This is a genomic window from Amycolatopsis sp. NPDC026612 (genome assembly GCF_040638285.1).
Classification (GTDB): Bacteria; Actinomycetota; Actinomycetes; order Mycobacteriales; family Pseudonocardiaceae; genus Amycolatopsis.
Genome location: NZ_JBEZYB010000015.1, coordinates 1 through 22842, shown reverse-complemented (window position 1 = coordinate 22842; position 22842 = coordinate 1). Strand labels below are relative to the sequence as shown.

The 22842-nt window shown below is 70.4% G+C and carries 25 protein-coding genes; 5 read left to right on the top strand and 20 right to left on the bottom strand.

Annotation, left to right across the window (positions count from 1 at the left end; translation table 11 throughout):
- The first annotated feature begins 4 nt into the window (after positions 1–4).
- Entirely contained in the window at positions 5–2155 is a 2151-nt protein-coding gene (gene hypF, locus AB0F15_RS16655; RefSeq protein ID WP_360270750.1) for a carbamoyltransferase HypF, read from the top strand.
- Here the strand turns inward: hypF and hypB are convergent.
- The 16 genes from hypB to AB0F15_RS16575 form a co-directional block, all read right to left on the bottom strand.
- Entirely contained in the window at positions 2112–2807 is a 696-nt protein-coding gene (gene hypB, locus AB0F15_RS16650; protein ID WP_360270748.1) for a hydrogenase nickel incorporation protein HypB, read from the bottom strand. The two genes, hypF and hypB, sit on opposite strands and share 44 nt — an antisense overlap.
- Complete coding sequence (locus tag AB0F15_RS16645; protein ID WP_360270747.1) at positions 2800–3135, bottom strand: hydrogenase maturation nickel metallochaperone HypA; 336 nt, start codon at positions 3133–3135, stop codon at positions 2800–2802. Before AB0F15_RS16645 ends, hypB begins: the two co-directional genes overlap by 8 nt.
- Positions 3135–4211 (bottom strand): hydrogenase expression/formation protein HypE, encoded by a 1077-nt coding sequence (hypE, locus tag AB0F15_RS16640; protein WP_360270745.1) that lies wholly within the window; start codon positions 4209–4211, stop codon positions 3135–3137. Before hypE ends, AB0F15_RS16645 begins: the two co-directional genes overlap by 1 nt.
- Positions 4208–5335 carry a hydrogenase formation protein HypD gene (hypD, locus tag AB0F15_RS16635; protein WP_360270743.1) on the bottom strand — a complete coding sequence of 376 codons (1128 nt, stop codon included), beginning with the start codon at positions 5333–5335 and terminating at the stop codon, positions 4208–4210. The genes hypE and hypD overlap by 4 nt, the downstream gene beginning before the upstream one ends.
- A gap of 10 nt (positions 5336–5345) precedes the next feature.
- Complete coding sequence (locus AB0F15_RS16630) at positions 5346–5618, bottom strand: HypC/HybG/HupF family hydrogenase formation chaperone (RefSeq protein WP_360270741.1); 273 nt, start codon at positions 5616–5618, stop codon at positions 5346–5348.
- Positions 5619–5621: 3 nt separating this feature from the next.
- On the bottom strand, positions 5622–6119 hold the full coding sequence (locus AB0F15_RS16625; RefSeq protein ID WP_360270739.1) for a hydrogenase maturation protease: 498 nt from the start codon (positions 6117–6119) through the stop codon (positions 5622–5624).
- Positions 6116–7267: a hypothetical protein gene (locus tag AB0F15_RS16620; RefSeq protein ID WP_360270737.1), complete on the bottom strand. Its 1152-nt coding sequence runs from the start codon at positions 7265–7267 to the stop codon at positions 6116–6118. Before AB0F15_RS16620 ends, AB0F15_RS16625 begins: the two co-directional genes overlap by 4 nt.
- A complete protein-coding gene (locus AB0F15_RS16615; protein WP_360270736.1) occupies positions 7264–7893 on the bottom strand; it encodes a DUF6084 family protein in 630 nt (209 codons plus the stop codon). Before AB0F15_RS16615 ends, AB0F15_RS16620 begins: the two co-directional genes overlap by 4 nt.
- Complete coding sequence (locus AB0F15_RS16610; protein ID WP_360270734.1) at positions 7886–8503, bottom strand: DUF5947 family protein; 618 nt, start codon at positions 8501–8503, stop codon at positions 7886–7888. The genes AB0F15_RS16615 and AB0F15_RS16610 overlap by 8 nt, the downstream gene beginning before the upstream one ends.
- On the bottom strand, positions 8500–9024 hold the full coding sequence (locus tag AB0F15_RS16605; protein WP_360270732.1) for a NifU family protein: 525 nt from the start codon (positions 9022–9024) through the stop codon (positions 8500–8502). The genes AB0F15_RS16610 and AB0F15_RS16605 overlap by 4 nt, the downstream gene beginning before the upstream one ends.
- Entirely contained in the window at positions 9024–10808 is a 1785-nt protein-coding gene (locus tag AB0F15_RS16600; protein WP_360270731.1) for a nickel-dependent hydrogenase large subunit, read from the bottom strand. The genes AB0F15_RS16605 and AB0F15_RS16600 overlap by 1 nt, the downstream gene beginning before the upstream one ends.
- A gap of 13 nt (positions 10809–10821) precedes the next feature.
- Positions 10822–11877 (bottom strand): hydrogenase expression protein HypE, encoded by a 1056-nt coding sequence (locus tag AB0F15_RS16595; RefSeq protein WP_360270729.1) that lies wholly within the window; start codon positions 11875–11877, stop codon positions 10822–10824.
- Complete coding sequence (locus AB0F15_RS16590) at positions 11874–12563, bottom strand: SIS domain-containing protein (protein WP_360270727.1); 690 nt, start codon at positions 12561–12563, stop codon at positions 11874–11876. Before AB0F15_RS16590 ends, AB0F15_RS16595 begins: the two co-directional genes overlap by 4 nt.
- Before the next feature lie 19 nt (positions 12564–12582).
- Complete coding sequence (locus AB0F15_RS16585) at positions 12583–12768, bottom strand: HypC/HybG/HupF family hydrogenase formation chaperone (RefSeq protein ID WP_091621794.1); 186 nt, start codon at positions 12766–12768, stop codon at positions 12583–12585.
- A gap of 47 nt (positions 12769–12815) precedes the next feature.
- Positions 12816–13436, bottom strand: a complete 621-nt coding sequence (locus AB0F15_RS16580; protein ID WP_360270725.1) for an SIS domain-containing protein — start codon at positions 13434–13436, stop codon at positions 12816–12818.
- Between the two features lie 188 nt (positions 13437–13624).
- Positions 13625–14230, bottom strand: coding sequence for a TetR/AcrR family transcriptional regulator (locus AB0F15_RS16575; protein ID WP_360270724.1), 606 nt, complete (start codon positions 14228–14230; stop codon positions 13625–13627).
- Between the two features lie 295 nt (positions 14231–14525).
- On the opposite strand from AB0F15_RS16575, the gene AB0F15_RS16570 reads away from it, so the two are divergent.
- Positions 14526–14735, top strand: coding sequence for an alpha/beta hydrolase (locus AB0F15_RS16570; RefSeq protein ID WP_360270723.1), 210 nt, complete (start codon positions 14526–14528; stop codon positions 14733–14735).
- Positions 14736–14788: 53 nt separating this feature from the next.
- On the opposite strand, the gene AB0F15_RS16565 is transcribed toward AB0F15_RS16570, so the two are convergent.
- From AB0F15_RS16565 to AB0F15_RS16550, 4 genes are all read right to left on the bottom strand, one after another.
- Entirely contained in the window at positions 14789–15178 is a 390-nt protein-coding gene (locus AB0F15_RS16565; protein WP_360270721.1) for a helix-turn-helix domain-containing protein, read from the bottom strand.
- Between the two features lie 149 nt (positions 15179–15327).
- The gene (locus AB0F15_RS16560) at positions 15328–15888 is read right to left on the bottom strand and encodes an NAD(P)H-dependent oxidoreductase (RefSeq protein ID WP_360270719.1); all 561 of its coding nucleotides are present in this window, start codon (positions 15886–15888) and stop codon (positions 15328–15330) included.
- A 139-nt stretch (positions 15889–16027) separates the two neighbouring features.
- Complete coding sequence (locus tag AB0F15_RS16555) at positions 16028–17275, bottom strand: cytochrome P450 (RefSeq protein WP_360270717.1); 1248 nt, start codon at positions 17273–17275, stop codon at positions 16028–16030.
- A gap of 28 nt (positions 17276–17303) precedes the next feature.
- A complete protein-coding gene (locus AB0F15_RS16550) occupies positions 17304–18857 on the bottom strand; it encodes a class I SAM-dependent methyltransferase (protein ID WP_360270715.1) in 1554 nt (517 codons plus the stop codon).
- A gap of 179 nt (positions 18858–19036) precedes the next feature.
- Here AB0F15_RS16550 and AB0F15_RS16545 point away from each other — a divergent pair, with 179 nt between their 5' ends.
- The 3 genes from AB0F15_RS16545 (at position 19037) to AB0F15_RS16535 (ending at position 22776) form a co-directional block, all read left to right on the top strand.
- Positions 19037–19855, top strand: coding sequence for a methyltransferase domain-containing protein (locus tag AB0F15_RS16545; RefSeq protein WP_360270713.1), 819 nt, complete (start codon positions 19037–19039; stop codon positions 19853–19855).
- 140 nt (positions 19856–19995) lie between these two features.
- On the top strand, positions 19996–21381 hold the full coding sequence (locus AB0F15_RS16540; RefSeq protein WP_360270712.1) for an FAD-dependent monooxygenase: 1386 nt from the start codon (positions 19996–19998) through the stop codon (positions 21379–21381).
- A gap of 21 nt (positions 21382–21402) precedes the next feature.
- On the top strand, positions 21403–22776 hold the full coding sequence (locus AB0F15_RS16535) for an FAD-binding protein (RefSeq protein ID WP_360270710.1): 1374 nt from the start codon (positions 21403–21405) through the stop codon (positions 22774–22776).
- Positions 22777–22842 lie beyond the last annotated feature (66 nt).

Sequence of the window (22842 nt, the reverse complement as noted above, 5' to 3'; positions counted from 1 at the left end):
GCGGGTGCGGGTCGCGGTCCGGGTCGTCGGGGTGGTGCAGGGCGTGGGGTTCCGGCCCTTCGTCCACCAGCTGGCGGTGCGGCTCGGGCTCAGCGGGTTCGTCGGGAACGACGGGCACGGTGTCTTCGCCGAGGTCGAAGGGGCGCCGTCGGGAGTTGACCGCTTCGTCGCCGCGCTCGAGGCCGAAGCGCCGCCCTTGGCGCTGGTCGATGCCGTGCGGGTGCGGGAGGTTCCCGCCGCGGGTGGGGCCGGGTTCAGGATCGTCGAAAGTCCTCGGGGTGGCGACGCCGATACGCTCGTCTCCGCCGATTCCGCCACCTGTGACGACTGCCTTCGCGAACTGGGGGATCCCGCGGACCGGCGGTTCCGGTACCCCTTCGTGAACTGCACGAACTGCGGCCCGCGGTTCACCATCGTCCAGGGCGTGCCCTACGACCGGCCGCTCACCACCATGGCCGCCTTCGCGATGTGCGACGGGTGCCGGCGGGAGTACGAGGACCCGGCCGACCGGCGGTTCCACGCACAGCCCGTCTGCTGTCCGGCCTGCGGGCCCACGCTGCGGTTCGAGCCCGGTGTCGGGGATCCGCTCCCGGCGACCGTCGAAGCCCTGCGCGACGGCGCCATCGTGGCCGTGAAAGGGCTGGGTGGCTACCACCTCGCCGTCGGCGCCCGGCACGAGGAAGCCGCGCGACGGCTCCGGCAGCGCAAGCACCGCGAGGACAAGCCGTTCGCCGTCATGGTCGCCGACCTCGCGCAGGCCCGGGAGCTGGCCGACGTCGACGCGGCGGCCGAAGAAGCACTCGGCAGCAGGCGACGGCCCATCGTGCTGCTGCCGAAGAAGGCGGACCTCGCGGCCGCCGTCGCGCCCGGGAACCGGCGGATCGGGCTCATGCTGCCCTACACCCCGCTGCACCACCTGCTGCTGGAACAGACCGGGCCGATCGTGCTGACCAGCGCGAACGTCTCCGACGAGCCGATCGTGTACCGCGACGAAGACCTCGGACGGCTGGCGCACATCGCCGACGCCTTCCTCACCCACGACCGGCCCATCCACATTCGCACCGACGACTCCGTGGTGCGCATCGTCCGCGGGCGAAAGCAGCTTCAGCGGCGTTCGCGCGGCTACGCGCCCGAGCCGGTCCGGCTCGACACGAAGAAGCACCTCCTCGGCTGCGGCGCGGAGCTCAAGAACACGTTCTGCCTCGCCAAGGGCCGCCACGCCTTCGTCTCGCACCACATCGGCGACCTCGAGAACTACGAGACGCTGAAGGCGTTCACCGAGGGGATCGAGCACTTCAAGCACCTCTTCGACGTCGACCCGGTGCTCGTCGCGCACGACCTGCACCCCGAGTACCTGTCCACGAAGTACGCGCTCGAACAGGACGTCGAACTGCTGGGGGTGCAGCACCACCACGCGCACATCGCCGCTTGCCTGGCCGACAACGGCGAGGACGGCCCGGTCCTCGGCGTCGCCTTCGACGGCACCGGTTTCGGGCCCGACGGCACCATCTGGGGCGGCGAGTTCCTCCTCGCCGACCTGACGAGCTATCAGCGGCTGAGCCACCTGCGGCCGGTCGCCATGCCCGGCGGCGCCATGGCCATCAAGCAGCCGTGGCGGATGGGCGCGTCCTATGTGGACGAACTCGGGCGGCCCGCCGACGAAACCATCGTGAAGCTGAAACGCAGCGGCCTCAACTCACCCCTGACGTCCAGCGCCGGACGGCTCTTCGACGCCGCGGCCGCGTTGCTCGGTGTCCGGGACACCATCACCTACGAAGGCCAGGCCGCCATCGAGCTGGAACAGCTGGCCGATCCCACCGAACGGTCCGCCTACCGGGCCCGCGTCGACGACGTCGTCCACGGCGAGGACCTCATCGCCGCGCTCCTGGACGACACCGCCACGAAGGCGAAGCGAGCCGCCCGGTTCCACAACGGGGTCGCCGCGGCGATCGCGGACACCTGCGACCGGCTGAGGGACCACAGCACCACGGTCGCGCTGTCGGGCGGGGTCTTCCAGAACGTCCTGCTGCTCGACCGGACCGTGGAAGGCCTGGAGCAGCACGGCTTTCGCGTCCTGACCCACCGGAACGTGCCGACGAACGACGGCGGGATCAGCTTCGGTCAGGTCGCCGTAGCCAGTCGTACCACTCGGTGAGGCCGTCGCCGCGGGTCGCGCTGACCTGGAACAGCGCCGCCGACGGGTTCACCCGGCGGACGTCCCGCTCGAACTCGGAAACGTCGAAGTCGACGTAGGGCAGCAGGTCGACCTTGTTCAGCAGCACGAGGTCCGTCGCCGCGAACATGTGCGGGTACTTCAGCGGCTTCCCCGGCCCCTCGGTCACCGACAGGACCACGACCCGCGCCGCCTCGCCGAGGTCGAACAACGCCGGGCAGACCAGGTTGCCGACGTTCTCGATGAACAGCGTCGAGCCGGGCGCGGGCGACAGCGAATGCAGTGCCCGGTGCAGCATGGCCGCGTCCAGGTGACAGCCGGCGCCGGTGTTGATCTGCACCACCGGCGCGCCGGTGGCCTTGATCCGCTCGGCGTCGAGCAGCGTCTCCTGGTCGCCCTCGATCACCGCGCAGGGCCCGTCGAGGTCCCGGATGGTCCGCTCCAGCAGCGTCGTCTTCCCGGCGCCGGGCGAGCTCATCAGGTTGATCGCGAAGACACCCCCCTCGCGCAGGTGCGCGCGGTTGTGCGCCGCGAGTTCGTCGTTCTTCGCCAGGATGTCCTGTTCCATGACCACCGTCCGGGCGTGGTCGGTGATCCGGACGTCCGCGTCCGAGCAACCGCAGGTGTCACACATGGCTGACCTCCACCGAGGTGATGCGCAGTTCGCGCCCGGCGAGCACCGCGACGTCGGCGCTGCCGCAGGGACACAGCAGGATGAAATCGTCGAGGGTGAACTCGGCGCCGCAGTCGCGGCAGCGCGCCCGCCCGGACGGCTCGGCGATGTCCAGCCGGGCGCCTTCGAGGGACGTCCCCGTGCAGAGGACGTCGAAGCAGAACCGGACGCTGTCCGGCACCACGCCGGACAGCCGGCCGATCTCCAGCCGCACGCTCGTCACCGTCGCGTCGCCCAGCTTGGCGACGATCGCGTCGACGACCGACTGCGTGATCGCCATTTCGTGCACTAGCAGATCCTCGGCAGCGGGTCCCCGACCAGCAGGTCCACGATCCGGGTGCCGCCGAACGCGGTGTTCAGCAGCACGATCCCCGGCGGGTCTTCGGCGATGCGCCCGATCACCGCGGCGTCCGCGCCGAGCGGGTGCGCGCGCAACGCGGCCAGTGCGGCGTCGACCTGCGAGCCGTCGACGACGACCACGATCCGGCCTTCGCAGGCGACGTACAGCGGGTCGATGCCCAGCAGTTCCGACGCGCCGCGGACCTCGTCGCGGACCGGGACGGCCTTCTCGTCGACGACCACGGCGACCTCCGCGGCCTTCGCGATCTCGTTGAGGATCGTCGCGACGCCGCCGCGGGTCGCGTCGCGCATCGCGCGCACGCCGGGCACCGCGGCCAGCAGCCCAGCCACCAGGTCGTGCACCGGTGCGGTGTCGGACTCGAGGTCGGCGTCGATGTCCAGCTCGCCGCGGGCCAGCATGATCGTGACGCCGTGGTCGCCGATCGCCCCGGAGACGAGGACGGCGTCTCCGGGTTTCACGGTGGCGACGCCGAGCCCGGTGCGGGTGAGGACCCCGACCCCGGCGGTGTTGATGTAGACGCCGTCGGCCTTGCCGCGCTGCACGACCTTCGTGTCGCCGGTGACGATCTGGACGCCGGCCGCTTCGGCGGCCGCCTTCATCGACCCGACGATCTTCAGCAGGTCCTCGACGGGAAAGCCCTCCTCGAGGATGAACCCGGCGGTCAGGTACAGCGGCCGCGCGCCGGAGACGGCGAGGTCGTTCACCGTGCCGTTGACCGCCAGGTCGCCGATGTTCCCGCCGGGGAAGAACAGCGGCGAGACCACGTAGGAGTCCGTCGTCAGAGCCAGGCGGGCGTCGCCGATGGTGAGCGACGCCGCGTCTTCCAGCGGCTCGAGCAGCGGGTTGCGGAACGCGTCGAGGAACACGGCCTCGATGAGCGTGTGTGTCGACTTGCCGCCCGCGCCGTGCGACAGCGTGATGCGCTCTTCACGCACCTTCGCCCGCCGGCGCCGGGCCCGCTCGATGCGGTCGAGGACCTGCTGCTCGCGCTCGGTGGTCGTCATGCGCGGCTCGCCTCCCGGACGCGCTGGCGGCTGAACCGGCCGAAGTTGTAGTACGCCGCGCAGGCGCCTTCGGGCGAGACCATGCACGTCCCGATCGGTGTCTCCGGGGTGCACGCCGTGCCGAACACCTTGCACTCCCACGGCTTCAGCACGCCCTTGAGCACCTCGCCGCACTGGCACGCCTTCGGGTCGGCGACGCGCACGCCGGGGATCTCGAAGATCCGTTCGGCGTCGAACTTCGCGTACTTCTCGCGGATCGCCATCGCCGAGTGCGTGATGAACCCGAGGCCACGCCACTCGAAGTACGGTCGCAGCTGCATCACCTCGTTGATGGCCTTCAGCGCGACGAGATTGCCGTTCCACGGCACGACCCGGGAGTACTGGTTCTCGACCTCGGCCCGCTTCTCGGAGAGCTGGACCATCAGCAGGTAGATCGACTGCAGGATGTCCAGGGGCTCGAACCCGGCGACGACGACGGGCTTGCCGTAGTCGCGCGCGATGAACTCGTACGGCCGGCAGCCGATCACCGTGGAGACGTGTCCCGGCCCGATGAAGCCGTCGAGCCGCAGGTCGGGGGAGTCGAGGATGGCCTTGATCGCCGGGATGATCGTGACGTGGTTGGCGAACACGGAGAAGTTCTCGATGCCTTCGGAAGCCGCGCGCAGCAGCGTCATCGCGGTGGACGGCGTGGTCGTCTCGAACCCGATCGCCATGAACACCACGCGCAGGTCCGGGTTCTGCCGCGCGATCTTCAGCGAGTCCAGCGGCGAATACACCATGCGGATGTTGGTGCCCTCGGCGTTGGAGTCGAAGAAGTTCCCGCCGGAGCCGGGCACGCGCATCATGTCGCCGAACGACGTCATGAGCACGCCGGGCTGCCGGGCGATGTGGATGGCGTCGTCGATGCGGCCCATCGGGATCACGCACACCGGGCAGCCCGGCCCGTGCACCAGCGTGATGCTCTCGGGCAGGTAGTCCTCGAGGCCGTGCTTGTAGATCGTGTGCGTGTGCCCGCCGCAGACCTCCATGAACTTGTAGTGGCGGCCCGGCTCGCACAACGACGTGATCTTCGCGGACAGCGCCCGCGCCTTCTCCGCGTCGCGGAACTCGTCGACGAAACGCATGACGACTCCTCTACTCGATCTGCGATTGCAGCAGTGCGGCCATCTCGTCCTCGTACGCCTTCCCGATGCTTTCGAGGAAGTCCAGCGCCGCTGCCGCCTCCGCTTCGTCTATTTTGGACAGTGCGAAGCCGACGTGGATGAGGATCCACTCGCCGGGCTTCGGCGGGTCGTCTTCGAGCAGGCCGATGTTGATGAGCCGCTTGACGCCGCTGACCGAGACCTTCGCGAGGTCCGGCCGATCCTCACTGATTTCGATGATCTCGCCCGGTATGCCGAGGCACATGGCTCAGACCTCCGTCTTTTCCTTGACCGGCAGCTCGGGGCGGGTGCCCCACGCGAGTTCGGTGACGGCGCGGACCGCGGCCGGGACGGCCGCTGTGACTTCGGGGGACAGTCCGATCCCTTCGTCGAGGCAGGCCGGTTCGCAGCCGACGAGCAGGACCCGCCCGGCGTCGCCGCCGAGCAACCTGAGCAGCCGGAACACCGCGTCCGGCTGCATGCCGTGCGCGTCGATCTGTGTCACAGCGGCGTTGTCTTCGGTGTCCGCCTCGATGAGCGAGAGCGTGCCGGGCGGCCGGCCGTGCGGGGTCGCGTCGAGCAGGATCGTCGTGTCGTAGCCGCCCAGCAGGTCGTAGGCGAGGTGCATGCCGGCGATCCCGTAGTCGGCGATCTGCACCCATTCCGGCAGGTCGGTGCCTTCCAGCTCCTTGATGACCTCGACGCCGAAGCCGTCGTCGCTCAGGAAGATGTTGCCGATGCCGGCGACCAGGACTCGTGGCCTCATTCCGGAACCTCCAGGGGTTCGATCTCGTCGGGGGAGAAGTACCGGTAGCGGCCGTGCGTGTGCTGCAGGTCGGCGCCGGGGTCGTCGTCGAGGGTCACCGCGACGTACTCGACACCATCCACATCGGACAGGACGACCCGGACGGTGGCGGTCTTGCCGATGAGGAACATGTCCTGCGCGTCGGCGCCACGCAGGTTCGGCCGCAAGCGCACCTTCGACCCTTCGGCGACCCGCACCCCGGCGACGAGCACCGAAGGCTTGACCGGCCGCAGGGACCGGACCGCGCCGTGCAGCCGCTCCAGCAGTTCGGGCGGCATCGCGTCGACGCGGTCGACGATGGCTGCCGCACGCGGGTCGGTGGCCCGGGCCTCGCGCTTCTCCTCGTCGGTCAGCGTCATCGTGCGCAGCGTGAGGATCTCGTCGATCTCGGTGCCGTCGAAGAGGTCACCCGGGCTTTCCGGCGCGATCGCCGGGTCGTCGTAGAGGATGATCGGCGACGCGAGCACCACCGTGCTGCGCGCGGTGTCGCCGATCAGCACCGGCCACAGCCGCTCCTGCCGGCAGGCTTCGACCGCCGGTTTCGCCCACTCCGGCGGGTCCAGCATCGACAGGAAGTGCCCGGTGTCGACGCTGAGCACGAGGTGGGCGGCGAGCAGCGCGTGCCGCAGGGCGTGCTCGCGGATGCCGTCGGCGGGCCACGACGTCGTGTTGTGCAGGTCGAGCCGCAGCCGGGTGCCGCCGAAGGGCCCGTCGAGCGGGTCGGCCCGGACGGTGACGACGCCGGCCAGCTCGTGCGTCCGCTGCCCGTCGCCCGGCACCTGGAACGGCCTCTCGGCCGGGAGGTCCGCAAGGGGCAGCTCGAAGTCGATCTCGTGCTCGACGGCTTCGTCCCACGTGGAGTCCTGCGTCCTGGTCTGCAGGAACCGCAGTTTGACGTGCAGGATCGTGTGCGCGGGCGGTTCGAGGAGGCACTCGACGCGGGCGGACGCGTGCTCGCCGATCTCCGCCGACGCGTACGACGGCGGCATCAGCACGCCCCACTGCCAGCGCACGCGGTTCTTGCCCGCCGACGCCCGGTAGGGGTAGAGGAGGTAGCCCTCGTAGAGCACGGCGTCGCCGACCGCGCGGGCCTGCTCTCCGGCGTTCACGGCGCACCGGCCAGCAGCTGCTCGATCGCCGCTTCCCAGGTCGGGATGGCGTTCGCCGCCTTGTACTTGAGCAGCGCGTCCACCGTCTCGCGCGGCAGCTTGATCCACGCGACGTTCGGGAAGTAGCGGGACATCAGCTCGTCCCAGACGGCCACCGGCATCCGGCACTCGGCCTGGGTGTGCCACGGCACCTGCTCGACCCAGAAGCCCGGGCCGCCCTTGCCGAACACCGTCCCGCTGAAGAGCAGCACCATCGGCACGACACCCTCGGACAGCGCGTGGAAGTACTTGCCGGCGGCGACTTCGAGGTCGTAGGTGCACGGCACCTCGACGTCGATCTCGGTGGCGCCGGTGAAGCCGGGTACGGCCACCGACACCGTCGTGAACTGGAACGGCTTCAGCGTCTCGCCCCACCGGGACCGCTCGCCGAAGAGGTGGGTGAGCAGCTCGGACTCGTCGTCGGCGTACCGGCGGCGCTGCGGCTCGATGCGGATCTGGACACGCAGCACCATGGCGTGCACGGGCTGCCCGGTCAGCTCGGAGATCCGCAGCTTGAACGCCAACGTCGGCGACGCGGCGTACTTCAGCGGCCGGACGTCGATGCAGTCGAAGGTCAGCTCAGCCATCGGCCACGACCTCGCTGCGCTCCCGCAGGCGTGCGAAGAACCCGTCGATCGCCTCGTGCGCCTCGGTGCCGCCGTCGAAGCCGCGCCACGTCGTCCGGACGAGCCCGACCAGCTCGTAGCAGACGTCGATCGGCACCAGGAAGCACTCGAAGCCCAGGTCGAGCTGGTTCAGCAGCAGGGCTTCGACGTCGTCGGCGATGTCGGCGAACGCGGGCGTGTCCGCCAGCAGCTCGGCCCACGTGCTGAGCGGCAGCAGGGACTCGGTCGCGCCCGCCGGGCTCGGGTAGAACGCGACCGGGCGCTCCTGCACCGAGTTGCGGAACAGGAACGCCGTCTTCACCGGGATCCCGGCCGACTCCCACAGCGCCATGCCGGGCCCGAACCGCGGTGCGTGCCGGAAGCGGTCCGGCACCGCCCGGTGCCGCTTCCCGCCCGCCCCGCGGTGGGTGAAGAGCAGGTAGCAGCCCCGGCAGGTGCACAGGATCCCCCGGGATTCGAGGTCGATCACGTGCCCGTGCTCGCCGCCGATCGGTTCCGCGCACATCTCGCACTTCTCGCCCGGCGCGGCGCGCTGGGCGGGAGTGCGGAACCTGCGCAGGCCGCCCGTCACGGGACCTCCACGGGACACGGCACCAGCGGCAGCAGCTGCCGCCCGCCGGGCCCGGTCTCTTCCGGCACGACCCCTTCCACGACGACGTCGGAGATCTCCGGCGCCGCTTCCCGGACCACGCGCTCGATGGCGTACTTCGCGGTGACCGTCGACGACGGGCAGCCGTCGCAGGTGCCCTGCAGGCGCAACCGCAGGACACCGTCGGCTATCTCGACGAACTCGACGTCGCCGGCGTGCGAACCCAGGTACGGCCGGACCTTGTCGAGCGCTTCGGTGACCCGTTCCTGCGTCGACCGAGGGTGCAGGTCGTGCAGCACGAGCAGGCCGCGGACGTGGTCGTCTTCGGCGAGCCGGTCGAGCAGGGCACGGTCCGGGCCGACGATCTCCACGATCCGGGCCAGGCCGGCGCCGTAGAACTCGAGCAGCGTGTGCACGAGGTCCTCGGCGAGTTCGGCGTCGGCGCCGCCGAACTCGCCCAGCAGCTGCTCGATGCGCTCGCCGACCCGCTCGACCTCGGACATCAGCCGATCTCCCCGCCGAACGCGTGCGGGGTGTGCAGCCGTTCGATCACCTTGCCGTTGCCGGTGTACATGTGGACGCCGCAGGGCAGGCACGGGTCGAAGCTGCGGACCGCGCGCATGATGTCGATGCCCTTGAAGTTCTCCTGCGTGTTCTCCTCGAAGATCGGCGTGTTCTGCACAGCGTCCTCGTACGGCCCCGGCGTGCCGAAGCTGTCGCGCACGCTGCCGTTCCACGGCGTCGGCGGGTACGGGTGGTAGTTCGCGATCTTGCCGCCCTTGATCACCATGTGGTGCGAGAGCACGCCGCGGACCGCTTCGGTGAAGCCGCAGCTCACGCCCTCGTCGGGGACCTTGAACGGCTCCCACGTCTTGGTGCGGCCCTGGCGGACCTCGCCCAGGGCCTGCTCGGCGAAGTGCAGGGCCATCGCGGCCGCGTACGCCTGGAAGTACGTCCGGGCGCGGTTGCGCTCGAGCGCGTTGCTCCACTGCGGGATCTTCCACTCGAAGGCGACCTCGGGTTTGGTCGCCGTGCGCGGCAGGGTGATCGTCACGCTGTGCCCGGTCGACTTGACGTACGGCGTGTCGACGAGCCCGGCGAGCGCCGTCACCCACAGCCGGGCGATCGGGCCGCCGCCGGTGTCGAGGGCCAGGTGGTCCTTGCCGTCGAACCAGCGCGGCGACATCGTCCACGAGTACTTGCCGTCGAAGTCGCGCTTGGCCGGCCGCGGGATGGTGTGCTGGTTCCACGGGTGCCGCTGGTCGACCGGGTTGCCCAGCGGGTCGTGCGTGACGAACATCGGCTGGTCGGCCCAGTCTTCGTAGAACGAGCTGCCGAGCAGGATCCGGATGCCGAGGTTGATGTCGAGCAGGCTGGTGGTGACGAGCTTGCCGTCGACGACGATGCCCGGTGTCACGAACATCTTCCGGCCCCAGGACTCCATGTTCTCGTAGCTGAAGTCGCAGTACTCGGGGTCGTTGAGGCTGCCCCAGCAGCCGAGCAGGACGCGCCGCCGCCCGACTTCTTCGTAACCGGGCAGGGCTTCGTAGAAGAAGTCGAACAGGTCGTCGTGCATCGGCAGGCAGCGCTTCATGAACTCGACGTAGCGCATCAGCCGGGTCAGGTAGTCGGTGAACAGCTGCACGGTCGCGACCGTGCCGACACCGCCGGGGTACAACGTGGACGGGTGGACGTGCCTGCCCTCCATCAGGCAGAACATCTCGCGCGTGCTGCGGGAAACCTGCAGGGCTTCGCGGTAGAACTCGCCTTCCAGCGGGTTCAGCGAGCGCATGATGTCGCCGATGGTCCTGTAGCCGTGGTCGCCCGCGTGCGGCGCCTCGGTGCGGTTGGCCAGCTCCAGGACGCCGGGGTTGGTCTCGCGGACCATCCGCTCGCAGTAGTCGACCCCGACCAGGTTCTCCTGGAAGATGTTGTGGTCGAACATGTACTCGGCGGCCTCGCCGAGGTTGAGGATCCACTCGCCGAGGTGCGGCGGGCGGACGCCGTAGGCCATGTTCTGCGCGTACACCGAGCACGTCGCGTGGTTGTCGCCGCAGATCCCGCAGATCCGGCTGGTGATGAAGTGCGCGTCGCGCGGGTCCTTGCCCTTCATGAAGATGCTGTAGCCGCGGAACACCGACGAAGTGCTGTGGCACTCGACGACGCGCTTGGCGGCCCAGTCGATCTTCGTGTAGATGCCGAGGCTGCCGACGATCCGCGTGATCGGGTCCCACGCCATCTCGACGAGGTCGGTCCGGCCCTTGGTGCTGACACCCTTGTCCGTCATCGTCCGGTCCCTTTCAGCGCCACGAGGACTTGTAGCCGGTGTTGAGCTTCTTGCCCGTGTGCCGCCACTTGGGCTCCTTGTCGAGCTTGCGCTCGGTGATCTTCCGCAGCCGCCGGATCACCGACCCGTACGCGCCGCTGGCCAGCGACGACACCTGCGCGCCCGGCGGCTCGTCCATGAACGGCATGAACTTGTCCGGGAAGCCCGGCATGGTGCAGCCGATGCAGATGCCGCCGACGTTCGGGCAGCCGCCGATGCCGTTGATCCAGCCGCGCTTCGGCACGTTGCACTTCACGACCGGGCCCCAGCAGCCCAGCTTCACCAGGCACTTCGGGGAGCCGTACTCGGTGGCGAACTGGCCCTGTTCGTAGTAGCCGCCGCGGTCGCAGCCCTCGTGCACGGTCGCGCCGAAGAGCCACTGCGGCCGCAGGTGGTCGTCGAGCGGGATCATGGGCGCCTGCCCGGCGGCCTGGTAGAGCAGGTAGGTGATGGTCTCGGACAGGTTGTCCGGGTGGGTCGGGCAGCCGGGCACGCAGACGATCGGGATGCCGGCGCCGGACTTCCAGTCCCAGCCCAGGTAGTCGGGCACGCCCATGGCGCCGGTCGGGTTGCCCTCCATCGCGTGGATGCCGCCGTAGGTGGCGCAGGTGCCGACGGCCATGACCGCCAGGGCCTTGGGCGTCAGGCGGTCCAGCCACTCGCTGGTCGTCATCGGCTGGCCGGTCTCGGGGTTGTTCCCGAAGCCGCACCAGTAGCCCTCCTCCTTGATCGACTCGTTCGGGATCGAACCCTCGACGACCAGCACGAACGGCTCCAGTTCGCCGCGGTCGGCTTTGTAGAACCACTCGATGAACGTGTCGGCGCCCTTGTCGGGGCCGCATTCGAAGTCGATCAACGGCCAGTGGACCGCGATCTTGGGTAGCCCGGGCAAAGCGCCGAGGACGATTTCCTCGATGCTCGGTTGCGTGGCGGCGGTCAGTGCGACGGAATCGCCGTCACAGGACAGGCCCGCGTTGATCCAGAGGATGTGGATGGGCTGTTCTTCGGTTTGCTCCACGGCATGCGTCACGGCTGATCAACCCCGAATTCGTCGAGTGCGCCGAGGGTCAGCTCCCACAGCGCGTGGTAAAGGGTCGTCTGGGCTTCCTGGATGCGGTGCACGGACGGTGACGGGACGACGAAGAGGTGGTCGATGCTGTCCAGCTCGGCCATCTTCCCCCCGTCGTAGCCGGCGATGCCGACGGTCACCAGGCCGCGCCGGGCGGCTTCGTCGAAGGCGCGCACCAGGTTCGCGGAGTTCCCGCTGGTGGACAGGCCGACCGCGATGTCGCCGGGCCGCCCGAACGCGCCGATCTGCCGGGCGAACACGACGTCGAACCCGATGTCGTTCGACAGCGCGGTCACCACGGCGATGTCGTTCGTCAGCCCGAAGGCGGGCAACGGCTTCGCATCGCCCGCCGGGCTGAGGAACAGGCTGGCGAGGTCCTGCGCGTCGGTCGAGCTCCCGCCGTTGCCGAACGCGAGCAGCCGTCCGCCGCCGGCGAACGCGCGCGCCAGATCCTGCGCGCACGCGAACAACCGGTCGCGGTCGGCCGCGAGCACCTCGCCGCGCAGGGCGACGATCTCGCGCACTTTGTCCACAGTGGACTGTTCGACCTGATCGAGGACGGCGTCGACGTCGCCGGCACCCGCGTAGAGGAACGGGTACAGCGCTTCGAGACCGTCCGCGCCCACGGGGGACTGTTCCCGTGCCATGGCGCGTCAACTCCCTTGGCTAGGGATTCTCCAGACGGGCGATGGCTTCCCCGGCGTGCACCAGGATTCGGTCGCCGACGCCGGCCGAGACCAGCGCCACGCTCACCTCTTCCCGGCCCGAGCCGGTATCCACGACGGCGAACCCGAGGTCCAGGAGTTCGACTACGGTCACTTCGACCGCGGTGTCGGAGCAGGTGATGCACACCCCGTCGTGACAGACGGGGCCGGCCGGTCTGTCGGCGCCATCGGCGTTCACGACGCCACCTCCGGGGTCAGCAGGCCCGGTTGCTCCAGGAAGACGTGCACCAGCTCCCACAGCACGTGGTAAGTGGTCACGTGTACCTCCTTGACGACCCGGGGGTCATCCGAGTGGGCGATGAAGACGTGGTCCAGCCCAGTAGTCGCGGCAATCGCGCCACCGTTACGACCGGTCAGCGCAACGGTGAGCATTCCCAGGTCACGAGCCGTTTCGAGGGCGCGGCGGACGTTGGCGCAGTCGCCGTCGGTGGAGATGCCCAGCGCGATGTCGGCCGGTTCGCCGATGATCCGCAGCTGGTGGGCGAAGACGTCTTCCAGACCCACGCGGTTGGCGATGCCGGTGACCGTCGCGACGTCGGCGGTCAGTGAGAGCGCCGGCAGCGCGCGCTTGCCGACGATCACCGGGTGGACGAACTCCACCGCGACGTGCTGGGCGTCGGTGCTGGGCCCGCCGTTGCCGAACACCACGAGCTTGCCGCCGCGGTGGAAGCGGCGGGCCATGCCGTGGCACGCCTCGGCGACCGCCCTGGCGTCGTCGGCCAGGGCGAGCACCGGTGCCCTCCGGCGCTCGAAGAGGGCGTCGACGGAGTCCGGGTGATTCGGTGACCACGACATCGCGGCACTTCCTCAGGGGGCTGCTGCTCGGTGGTGGGAGCCAACCCAGGTTAGAGGTGTGAGTTGGATCACACAATAGATCGAAGGGGTCTGTATGCGAGTGGTCGTGCTCCGCCCGGGCGAGCCGTAGTTCCGCCGCGTGGGTGGCGGTGTGGGCGCAGGCCGGGCGATCAGGGCTTCGTGGCGGGTCAGGCGAAAGATTCGCTGGGCTGCCGTGGAGGGGACGCGGGGATGGCGTTGTCGATGAGGACGGCGGCGATGGCGGCGGCGGTGGGGAAGGAGTCGCGGTTGAGGACCCGGGTGCGGGCCGAGGCGCCGTCGATGAGCAGCGCCAGCTGTTCGCCGAGTTGTTCGGGGTCGGTGGCGCCGGCTTCGCGGGCGGTTTCGGTGAGCCGCGCGGCGATGGCCGTCTTGTACTCGCGGGCGTACTGCGACGCGGGGTGCTGGGGGTCGTGGAGTTCGACGGCTGCCCCGATGTAGGGGCACAGGGGCGTGGACGCGGGGATCTCGAAGGCGGCGAGGAGCCGTTCGCGGGGTGTCAGGTCGGTGCGGTCGAACACCCCGGGCATGACGTCGGGATCGAAGCGGCGCAGGTATTCGGCGACGAGCTCGTCCTTGCTGGTGAAGTGCTGGTAGGCCGTGCGCTTGGACACCTGGGCCGCGGCGCAGAGCTGGTCCATGCCGGTGCTGTTGATGCCCTGATCGCGGAACAGCTGCTGTGACGCGCCGAGGATGCGCTCGCGGGCGCCCCGGCCGCGGCGCCGGCCCTGGGGGCCCTTCTCGAACTCTGTCATCCCTCCAGTATAGGGCGTTCGGTACTGATCGGTGTACCTAGCTTGCATCCCCCTGTCGGCGTCGGGTACGTTACGTACACAGTTCGGTGTACGTAAGCATCGCCGGGGCTGGAACAGGTCTGGGGATTCACGCCGCCGCTGAAGAACATGCGAGATCTGTTCGCCCACGACCGCACGCGGGTCACCGACGACCTCGCCGATCTCCGGCTCGCCGCGGCAACCCAGCCGGGAGTCCAGGAGGCCTTCGCGGCCATGTTCCCGGCCCCTCACCAGGAGCGGCTCCGAGCCCCTCGCCGTGGCCGAACGGGACATCGCCGCGCTGACCCGCCCGACCCTGATCCTGCACGGACGCGACGACCGGGTCATCCCGCTCGAGACCTCCCTGCGCCTCCACCACCTCATCAGGCCGTCACAGCTGCACGTGTTCGGCGACTGCGGCCATTGGGTGCAGATCGAGCGGCAGGACGAATTCGCTTCCCTGGTCACCGCATTCCTCAAGACCTGATTCTTCTTCTCGAACGTGGTCGTGCCGGGTGAAACCGGCCCGCTACGCCACTGTCATCGGTACGGGCGCGTGATTTCGCCGGTGTCGTAGGCCTGGCGGGCGGCCTCGAGGCGTTCGTGGTTGTGCTCGGCCCAGTCCGACAGCGCGCGCGTGGACGCGAACAGGTCCTTGGCCAGGTCGGTCGCCGCGTACTCGACCTGCGGAGGTACCGTCGGGTACACCGTGCGCACCAGCAGCCCGTCGCGTTCGAGCGTGCGCAAGGTGAGGGTCAGCATCCGCCTGCTGATCCCGGGCACGGCGCGGTGCAGGTCCGCGAACCGGACCGGCCCGTCGCCGGTGACCGCGATGATCGCGATGCCCCACTTGCTGCCGACGCGGTCGAGCGCGGTGCGGAAGGCCGCGCACGTCCCGGCATCGACGTCGGGCAGGCCTGCTGCTGCCATCGAGCTCCCTTTCCCCAGGGGAGCCGGCAGCATCACACGGCTCCGCCGCGGGGACAACGTGTCCCACGCACTGGTCAGGCTCCACGAGCCCGGTGCGCGGGGAGGGAGCACCCGGACGGCGGGGGATGGACGCCGTCCGGGTGCGCCGGTCAGGCCCGCACCGTCGCGAGCGCCTGCGACCAGGATTCGACCTGGTCCAGCACGCGGGTGAGTTCGTCCTCACGGGACGGTTGCGGCGTGAACGCGGGGTAGCCCGGGAAGTCCGCGGCGATCGGCAGGGCCAGCTGCGCGGACACCGGGGCGAGGCCGACCTCGACCGCGACCAGCTTCAGCTGTTCGACGGCGCGGACCCCGCCTGCCCCGCCGTAGCTGACGAAACCGATGGCCTTGTCGCGCCACTCGGCGTAGACGAAGTCGAACGCGTTCTTCACCGCGGCCGACGGTGCGTGGTTGTATTCCGGCGTCACCACGACGAAACCGTCGAAGGACGCGATCTTTTCCGCCCACCGGCGGGTGTGCTCGCCCGCGTACTGCCCGACCGCGGCGGGGATCTCTTCGTCGTAGAGGGGCAGGTTCCACTCGGCGAGATCGACCACCTCGTACTCGACCTCCGGCCGCTTCGAAGCGACCCGGTGCACCCATTCCGCCACGTTTCCGGCGATCCGGCCCGGTCGTGTGCTGCCGACGATCACGGCGACGGAAGAAGGCACTTGTCTTTCCCGTGGTTACACGAATGTGCCTCCTGCCGGAATCCTGTGCGTGCGGACGGGGAAAGCGCCGAGCCTGTACCGCACCCGGGTCCGCCCGAAACGTCGGGTGTGTTCCTGGCGGACCCGGGTGCGGTGACGGTCAGGCGGCTTCGGCCGCCGCGGCCTCGACCGCGGTCAGCCGGACCGGGAGGCCCCGGTGGCCGTTCATGATGAACGTCGGCAGTGGCTGCAGCTCCTCCGCCGGCACGGCCAGTGACAGGTCGGGGAAGCGCTCGAAGAGGGCGGAGAGGCCCACCGTGGCCACCATCCGGGCGATACCCGCGCCCAGGCAGTAGTGCGGGCCGAAGCCGAACGACAGGTGCTCCTTGTCCTCGCGGGTGATGTCGAAGGTGCAGCGGGACTCGCCGTGCAGGGCCGGGTCGCGGCCGATCGCGGCGTAGTTGACCAGGATCGGGTCGCCCTTCGGGATGACCACGTCACCGAGGTCGACGTCCTCGACGGCGTAGCGCAGCGGCAGGTTCGCGATCGGCGACTCGAGCCGGAGCACCTCGTCGATGACGTCGTCCCAGCCGGCCTCGCCCGACTTCACCAGCGCGAGCTGCTCGGGGTTGGACAGCAGCGCGGTGATCGCCTTGTCGAAGAAGTTGATCGTGGTCTCCGAGCCGGCGCCGAGGATCGCGAAGATCGTGTCCGCGAGCTCCTGCTCGGACAGGCGCGAACCGTCCTCGTCGCGGGCGGCGATCAGGTCGCTGGTGATGTCGGTGCCCGGCTCGGCGCGCTTGAGTGCGACCAGGTCGGAGATGGCGGTGCGCCACCCGACCAGGACCGCCTGCGCCTGTTCCGGGGTGATCGTGGTGTCCAGCATGACGTCGAGGACCTTCGCGGCGGCGATCCTGGCCTCCTCGGACATGCCGATGAGGTCCGCGACGAGCATGCCGGGCAGCGGGTAGGCGAACCGCTCCTTGAGGTCGACCACCTCGCCGGCAGGCGTGGCGCCCAGCGCGTCGAGCAGCATGGTGGCCAGCCCCTCCACGTGGGGGCGGATCTCCTCGGTGCGGCGCGAGGTGAACGCCTTGCCGATCAGCCGGCGCAGCCGGTGGTGGTCGCGGCCGTAGGTGGTGGACACGTTGTCCATCGCCACCCAGCTGATCAGTTCCCAGTCCGGCCGCAGCTCGCCGTTGAAGAAGGCGGGCCAGTGGTTGCGGGCGCTCTTGGTGACGTTCGGGTTGGTCAGCAGCTTCTTGATGACCTCGTAGCTGTTGACCGACCAGACGACCACGCCACCGGGCAGTTCCACCTGAACGGCGGAACCCTGGGTGCGCAGCTCGTCGGCTTGCCGGTGGATGTCCTGGCCGGTCGGGTCCAGGGCGGGGCAACGGTTGTCCATCTGACGGCTCCTGTGGTCGAAGTACAGCTCAGGCCGTGCGCTCGGCCGTCACGAACACGAAGGTCCCGGTATCGACCTTCTCTTCGCGCACCTCCAGGCCCGCCGCGGTGAGCCACTGGCGCAGCTGCTCGAGTTCGAACAGCAGGTGGCCTTCCGGGCGGCTGGGGAAGAAGTGGGAAGCCTGGAGGTAGCGGGCGATCGGGTCCTCGCTCCACCGGAAGGTCATCATCGTGAGGATGCCCCCCGGCCGCAGGACCCGGCCGATCTCGGCGATGGCCTGCTCGGCGTCGTCGGGGAACGCCTGCAGCGCGTTCCACAGGTTGAGCGCGCCGACGGTGCCGTCGGCGAACGGCAGGTTGAGCGCGCTGCCCATGACCGCGGGCACCTCGGGCAGCCTGCTGCGCAGCACGTTGAGCATCGGCAGCAGCATGTCCACGGCGGTCAGCCGCTCCGCGCCGACGGCCTTGGCCACGACTTCGGTCCAGCGGCCCGCGCCCGCGGCCAGGTCCACGACCGGGCCCTCGGTGTCGCGGAGGTGTTCCAGGAGATAGGCGTCCTCGTCGGCCGGGGTGATCTCGTGGCCGATGTTGGTGCCCGCGAGCCGCAGGTAGTTCGGGCGCAGGAAGGTCTCGTAGTACAGGCCCATCTTGGGCATCTCGGAGAGCTTCTGCAGCAGGTCCGCCGTGGCGTCGTGGGCCTCGGCGCCGTCACGGACGCCGGCGGACAGGTCGAGGATGCCGTTGGCGCTCGGGTAGGTGGTCGCACACGGGGTGCACCGGGCGCCGCTGTGCTGCAGCTCGATGGAGCCGTGGCAGGTCGGGCAGCGCAGCAGCGCGGCCCGTGAACCGAACAGTTCTTCGGTCGGGCGGGTTTCGCCGTGCTCGATGGTCCAGTCGGGCACGGCGGGGATCGGCACCTGCGCGGGCGGACCGTTGCGCACCGCCCAGTAGGCGATGTGACCGCTGAACGCCCACACCGTCAGGGTGTCGTTGTCCCAGTTGGTGCGGATCTGCTCCGCGGACAGCCCGCGCACCGCGGCCTCGGCGTGGGCCGCGTTCTCCTCGTCCATCGTCCACACCGACGGCGCCGGCCACACCTGGCCGAGCACCGGGTGCGCCGGGTCGAGCTCGGTGAGACCGCGCTCCAGCCTCGTCCGCTCCTCGGGGGAGAGGGCGAGCTCGCCGGTGACGGCGAGGATGCGGTCGCGGTCGCCGGGGAAGTGGGCGAGCAGGTAGATGAGCGCGAGGGTCAATGGCTGCCCGCTCGCACCACCGCGCACCACCTCGAGGTAGCGGTCGAGCCCGGCGCGCACCGCGGTGGCGAGCTCGCCGTCCAGACGCGGGTACTCGGTCTCGGCGAGCAGGCCGAGCAGGATCGCGAGGTACCCCTGACGGTCCGGACCGGTCTCGTCGAGCGCGGCCACCACGGCGGGCACCGTGTCGAGCGCGAGGTCGGTGGCTTTCCCCTCGCTCCACAACGCACCGACGAGTTGCTGGTAAGCCGCGTCCAGGCCGTCGGGGGGTGCGGCGGTGAACGCACGCACCAGCCCGGTGGCTGTCGAGCCGGTATCGGAGGCACTCATACGGGATTCCTCCCAGTGAAGGCGGATAAGCGGGGATGGCCGAGAAGAATGGTGCATCGCCGCACGAGCGCGGGACGTCTTCGGGAATGCGCGGGCGGGGGCAGCGCAATCTGCAAGACGTGGCGACCGCGGCCGGGCGGTGACGATGATTCCCGTCGACACCGGAATCGGGTGAGTACATGATTGAGCCAGCCACGATCGGCGAGCACTACGACAAGCGCTCGCCGATCGGCGACGAGTTGCGCGACGGCCAGCTGCACATGTGGTACTGGTACGACCGTGAAGACGACGCGTCACTGACCGAGGCCGTCCACCGGATGACCCGCAAGGTGACCGACACCCTCGGCCTGCGTGCGGGTGAGCACGTCCTGGACGCGGGTTGCGGCCCGGGGGAGACCGCGATCCACCTCGCGACCCGGTTCGGGGTGCGCGTCACCGGGATCACCGTCAGCGAGTTCGAGATCGAGCGGGCGCGCAAGCGGGCGCTCGACAGCGGAGCGGGGGACGCGGTCGCGTTCGAGTACGGCGACTTCACCGCACTGTCCTATCCGGACGGTGTGTTCGACGCCGTGCTGGCCCTCGAGTCGCTGCAGAACGCGCCGGACCTCGACGCGGTGCTCGCGGAGCTCTACCGGGTGCTGCGCCCGGGTGGCCGGATCTCGTTCTCCGACTTCAGCCTCGGGGCCGAAGGCGACCCGGCGCGCCTGGCCACCTTCATGGAGACCCTGAAGCTGCCGCGGCTGCCCACCGTGGCGAGGTGGCTCGAGCACGCGCGGGACGCGGGTTTCGAGATCGAGGAACACACCGAGTGCGGGGCGCGGGTCTTCGGCCGGAAGGGCAAGTACCTGGAGGCCGCGCTGAAGGTGCGCGACACGGTGACGGCCAAGTTCGGCGCGGCCGCCGTCGACGAGTTTTCCCGGCTGCACCACGGCTTCTTCGCTCCGCGCAAGGACCAGATCGGTTATGTCATCGTCTCGGCGCGCAAACCGCGCCGATGACCGTGCCGGCGCCTCCCGGGCGCCGGCATTCCGGAAGATGCGGGCGGCGGTGGCCGGCTGTGAAGCTGGGCCCCCACCGCCGTCCCGTCGTGAATTTCGTGCAGGTAGTTGTGACACCCGGACAGCGAGGAGGTCCCCCGATGGGACACGACGTAGGACGCCGCGCGATCGTGCTCGGGGGAAGCATGGCCGGGCTGCTCGCGGCCAGGGTGCTCGCCGAGTCGTTCGACGAAGTGCTGGTCGTCGACCGCGACGAGCTGACCGGCGTGACCGTGCCCCGGCGCGGTGCGCCGCAGGGCAGGCACGTGCACGGTCTGCTGGCCCGCGGTCAGCAGATCCTGGAGGAGCTGTTCCCCAGCTTCACCGCGGGCGCGATCGCCGCCGGCATCCCGACCGGCGACCTCGGCGAGCTCCGCTGGTTCTTCGGCTCGGGACGGCTGCAGCCGGCCACCACGGGGCTCATCTGCGTGTCGGCGACCCGGCCGGTGCTGGAGTCGCACGTGCGGGCCAGGGTGGCCGCGCTGCCCAACGTGACGCTGGTCGAGCAGACCGACATCGTCGGCATCACCACGTCCCGCGACGCCACCCACGTGACCGGGGCGCGCATCCACCGCCGCGGCGCGGACGGCCCGGAGGAGCTCGAGGCCGAACTCGTCATCGACGCCACCGGCCGCGGCTCGCGGACGCCGGTCTGGCTCGAGGAGCTGGGCTACGAGCGGCCCGCCGAGGACAGCGTCAAGATCAATGTCAGCTACACGTCGCGGATCTACCGCCTGCGTGACGAGTCCGCGATGAACGGTGACCTGTCGATCAACCCGGTGGCGGTCCCCGAGGCGCCGCGGGGTGCGTTCCTCTCCCGCATCGAGGACGGCAAGGTGGCGGTGTCGCTCTACGGCGTGCTCGGCGACCGGGCGCCGATCGACCCCGAAGGGTTCCTCGAGTTCGCGAAGTCGCTGCGCGTGCCCGACATCCACGACGTGCTCCAGGAAGCGGACCCGCTCACCGACCCGGTCGTCTACCGCTACCTGGCCAGCATCCGGCGCCGCTACGAGCGGCTGGCGCGGTTCCCCGGCGGCTTCCTCGTGCTCGGCGACGCCGCCTGCAGCTTCAACCCCCTGTACGGGCAGGGCATGACGGTCGCCGCGATCGAGGCGATCACGCTGCGGGACCACCTCGCGTCCGGCGCGCCGGACGCGGCGGTCTTCCACCGCGCGATCGCGAAGGTCATCGACGTGTGCTGGGACATGGCGGTCAGCGGTGACCTCGGCTACCCCGCGGTCGAGGGCGTCCGCACGGCGAAGATCCGGATCGGCAACGCCTACCTCGGCAAGCTGCACGCCGCCGCCACCCGCGACGGCGAGCTGACCCGGCGGTTCATGCGGGTCGCGGGTCTGGTCGACCCGCCGACCGCGATCATGCGGCCCAGCACGATGCTCCGCGTCTTCCGCAACGCGAACGCGGGCGCCCCGGCGACTCCGCCGCCCGCGGCCGGTGGAGAAGACGTGCCGGGCGCACGCGCCGCCTGACAGCAGGAGGGAAAGGGCGTCATGAACATTGCCGTCGCCGTGCCGGGGGAGCCGGCCTACGACGAGGCCACGCGGGTGTTCAACCTCGCCGCGCCCGCGCGGCCCACCGTCGCGGTGACGGCGCGGACGGTCGAGGAGGTGCGCGCCGCGCTGCGCTACGCGAGGAGCGGCGGCCTCCCGGTGCGGGTGCACAGCACCGGCCACGCGGCGGGCAGTGCCGCGCCGATGGACGAGGCGCTGTTGATCAGGACCGCCTTCGCCGGGCCGGTCGAGGTCGACGCGGACGAGCGGGTGGCGCGGATCCCCGCCGGCGTCCGGTGGGGTGCGGTGGTCGCGGCCACCGCACCCCACGGCCTGGTGCCCCCGCACGGCTCGGCGGCCACCGTCGGCGCCGTGGGCTACCTGCTGCGCGGCGGGATCAGCTTCTACGGCCGTGCCGTGGGGGTCGCCGCGAACAGCGTGCGCGCGATCGAGCTGGTGACCGCCGACGGCGAGTTCCACCGCGTGTCCGCCGACCGGGACCCGGACCTGTTCTGGGCGCTGCGCGGCGGTGGCGGCGGTTTCGGGGTGGTCACGGCGATCGAGGTCGCGCTGTTCCCGGTCACGACGGTCGTCACCGGAACGACCTTCTGGCCCGCGGCGCACGCCGAGGCGCTCCTGCGGACCTGGCAGAAGTGGACGCTCGACGCGCCGAACGAGGCCTCGACGTCGCTGCGGGTCCTGAACCTCCCGCCGGTGCCGGAGGTGCCGCCGCAGTTGCGGGACGGTCCGGTCGTCGGGGTGGACGGAGTGGTGCTGGCCGCGGGCGGCGACGTCGAGCGGGCCCGGCGGCAGACCGAGGACCTGCTCGCGCCGCTGCGGTCGGTCGCGGAGCCGCTGATCGACGACTGGCAGGTCACCGCGGCCGGTGCGGTGCTGGAGACGCACATGGACCCCAGCGACCCCCTGCCGTACGTGGGGGACCACCTGCTGCTGCGGGAACTGGACGACGCGGGCGTCACCGAGTTCGTCCGGGTGCTCGGCGAAGGCTCCGGGTCGCCGCTGGTGATGGCCGGGCTCCGGCAGCTCGGCGGCGCGCTCGCCGACCCGGACCGGGCCGGTGGCGCGTTCGACCGCGTCGCCGCCCACTACGCCTACTCCGGCTCCGCGGCGCTGGCCGGGCCGGTCACCGAAGAGGCGATCACCGCGCACTGCGCGGTGGTGCGGGCCGCGCTCGGCCCGTGGGACACCGGCCGGACGGTGCCCACCTTCGTGGACAGCCACCGCCAGCCGCAGGGCCACCTGAGCGAGACCGACCGCGCGGCGGTCGACCGGGTGCGCGCGCGGGTCGACCCCGGCGGCCTGTTCCGGACCGACATCGCGCCGGACACCGCCCTCGACGCGACCGCACTGTGACGGGAGTCCGACCCATGGGAACCGAAGACGGCACGGCCACGTTCGCCGTCGCTTCGCCGGCACAGG

What these genes read in the sequence shown, in the direction of transcription:
- hypB (WP_360270748.1), bottom strand. Translation starts at nt 2,807, where the DNA reads ATGTGTGACACCTGCGGTTGCTCGGACGCGGACGTCCGGATCACCGAC.
- hypE (WP_360270745.1), bottom strand. Translation starts at nt 4,211, where the DNA reads ATGACGACCACCGAGCGCGAGCAGCAGGTCCTCGACCGCATCGAGCGG.
- hypD (WP_360270743.1), bottom strand. Translation starts at nt 5,335, where the DNA reads ATGCGTTTCGTCGACGAGTTCCGCGACGCGGAGAAGGCGCGGGCGCTG.
- AB0F15_RS16630 (WP_360270741.1), bottom strand. Translation starts at nt 5,618, where the DNA reads ATGTGCCTCGGCATACCGGGCGAGATCATCGAAATCAGTGAGGATCGG.
- AB0F15_RS16625 (WP_360270739.1), bottom strand. Translation starts at nt 6,119, where the DNA reads ATGAGGCCACGAGTCCTGGTCGCCGGCATCGGCAACATCTTCCTGAGC.
- AB0F15_RS16615 (WP_360270736.1), bottom strand. Translation starts at nt 7,893, where the DNA reads ATGGCTGAGCTGACCTTCGACTGCATCGACGTCCGGCCGCTGAAGTAC.
- AB0F15_RS16605 (WP_360270732.1), bottom strand. Translation starts at nt 9,024, where the DNA reads ATGTCCGAGGTCGAGCGGGTCGGCGAGCGCATCGAGCAGCTGCTGGGC.
- AB0F15_RS16600 (WP_360270731.1), bottom strand. Translation starts at nt 10,808, where the DNA reads ATGACGGACAAGGGTGTCAGCACCAAGGGCCGGACCGACCTCGTCGAG.
- AB0F15_RS16590 (WP_360270727.1), bottom strand. Translation starts at nt 12,563, where the DNA reads ATGGCACGGGAACAGTCCCCCGTGGGCGCGGACGGTCTCGAAGCGCTG.
- AB0F15_RS16580 (WP_360270725.1), bottom strand. Translation starts at nt 13,436, where the DNA reads ATGTCGTGGTCACCGAATCACCCGGACTCCGTCGACGCCCTCTTCGAG.
- AB0F15_RS16575 (WP_360270724.1), bottom strand. Translation starts at nt 14,230, where the DNA reads ATGACAGAGTTCGAGAAGGGCCCCCAGGGCCGGCGCCGCGGCCGGGGC.
- AB0F15_RS16565 (WP_360270721.1), bottom strand. Translation starts at nt 15,178, where the DNA reads ATGGCAGCAGCAGGCCTGCCCGACGTCGATGCCGGGACGTGCGCGGCC.
- AB0F15_RS16555 (WP_360270717.1), bottom strand. Translation starts at nt 17,275, where the DNA reads ATGGACAACCGTTGCCCCGCCCTGGACCCGACCGGCCAGGACATCCAC.
- AB0F15_RS16550 (WP_360270715.1), bottom strand. Translation starts at nt 18,857, where the DNA reads ATGAGTGCCTCCGATACCGGCTCGACAGCCACCGGGCTGGTGCGTGCG.
- AB0F15_RS16545 (WP_360270713.1), top strand. Translation starts at nt 19,037, where the DNA reads ATGATTGAGCCAGCCACGATCGGCGAGCACTACGACAAGCGCTCGCCG.
- AB0F15_RS16540 (WP_360270712.1), top strand. Translation starts at nt 19,996, where the DNA reads ATGGGACACGACGTAGGACGCCGCGCGATCGTGCTCGGGGGAAGCATG.
- AB0F15_RS16535 (WP_360270710.1), top strand. Translation starts at nt 21,403, where the DNA reads ATGAACATTGCCGTCGCCGTGCCGGGGGAGCCGGCCTACGACGAGGCC.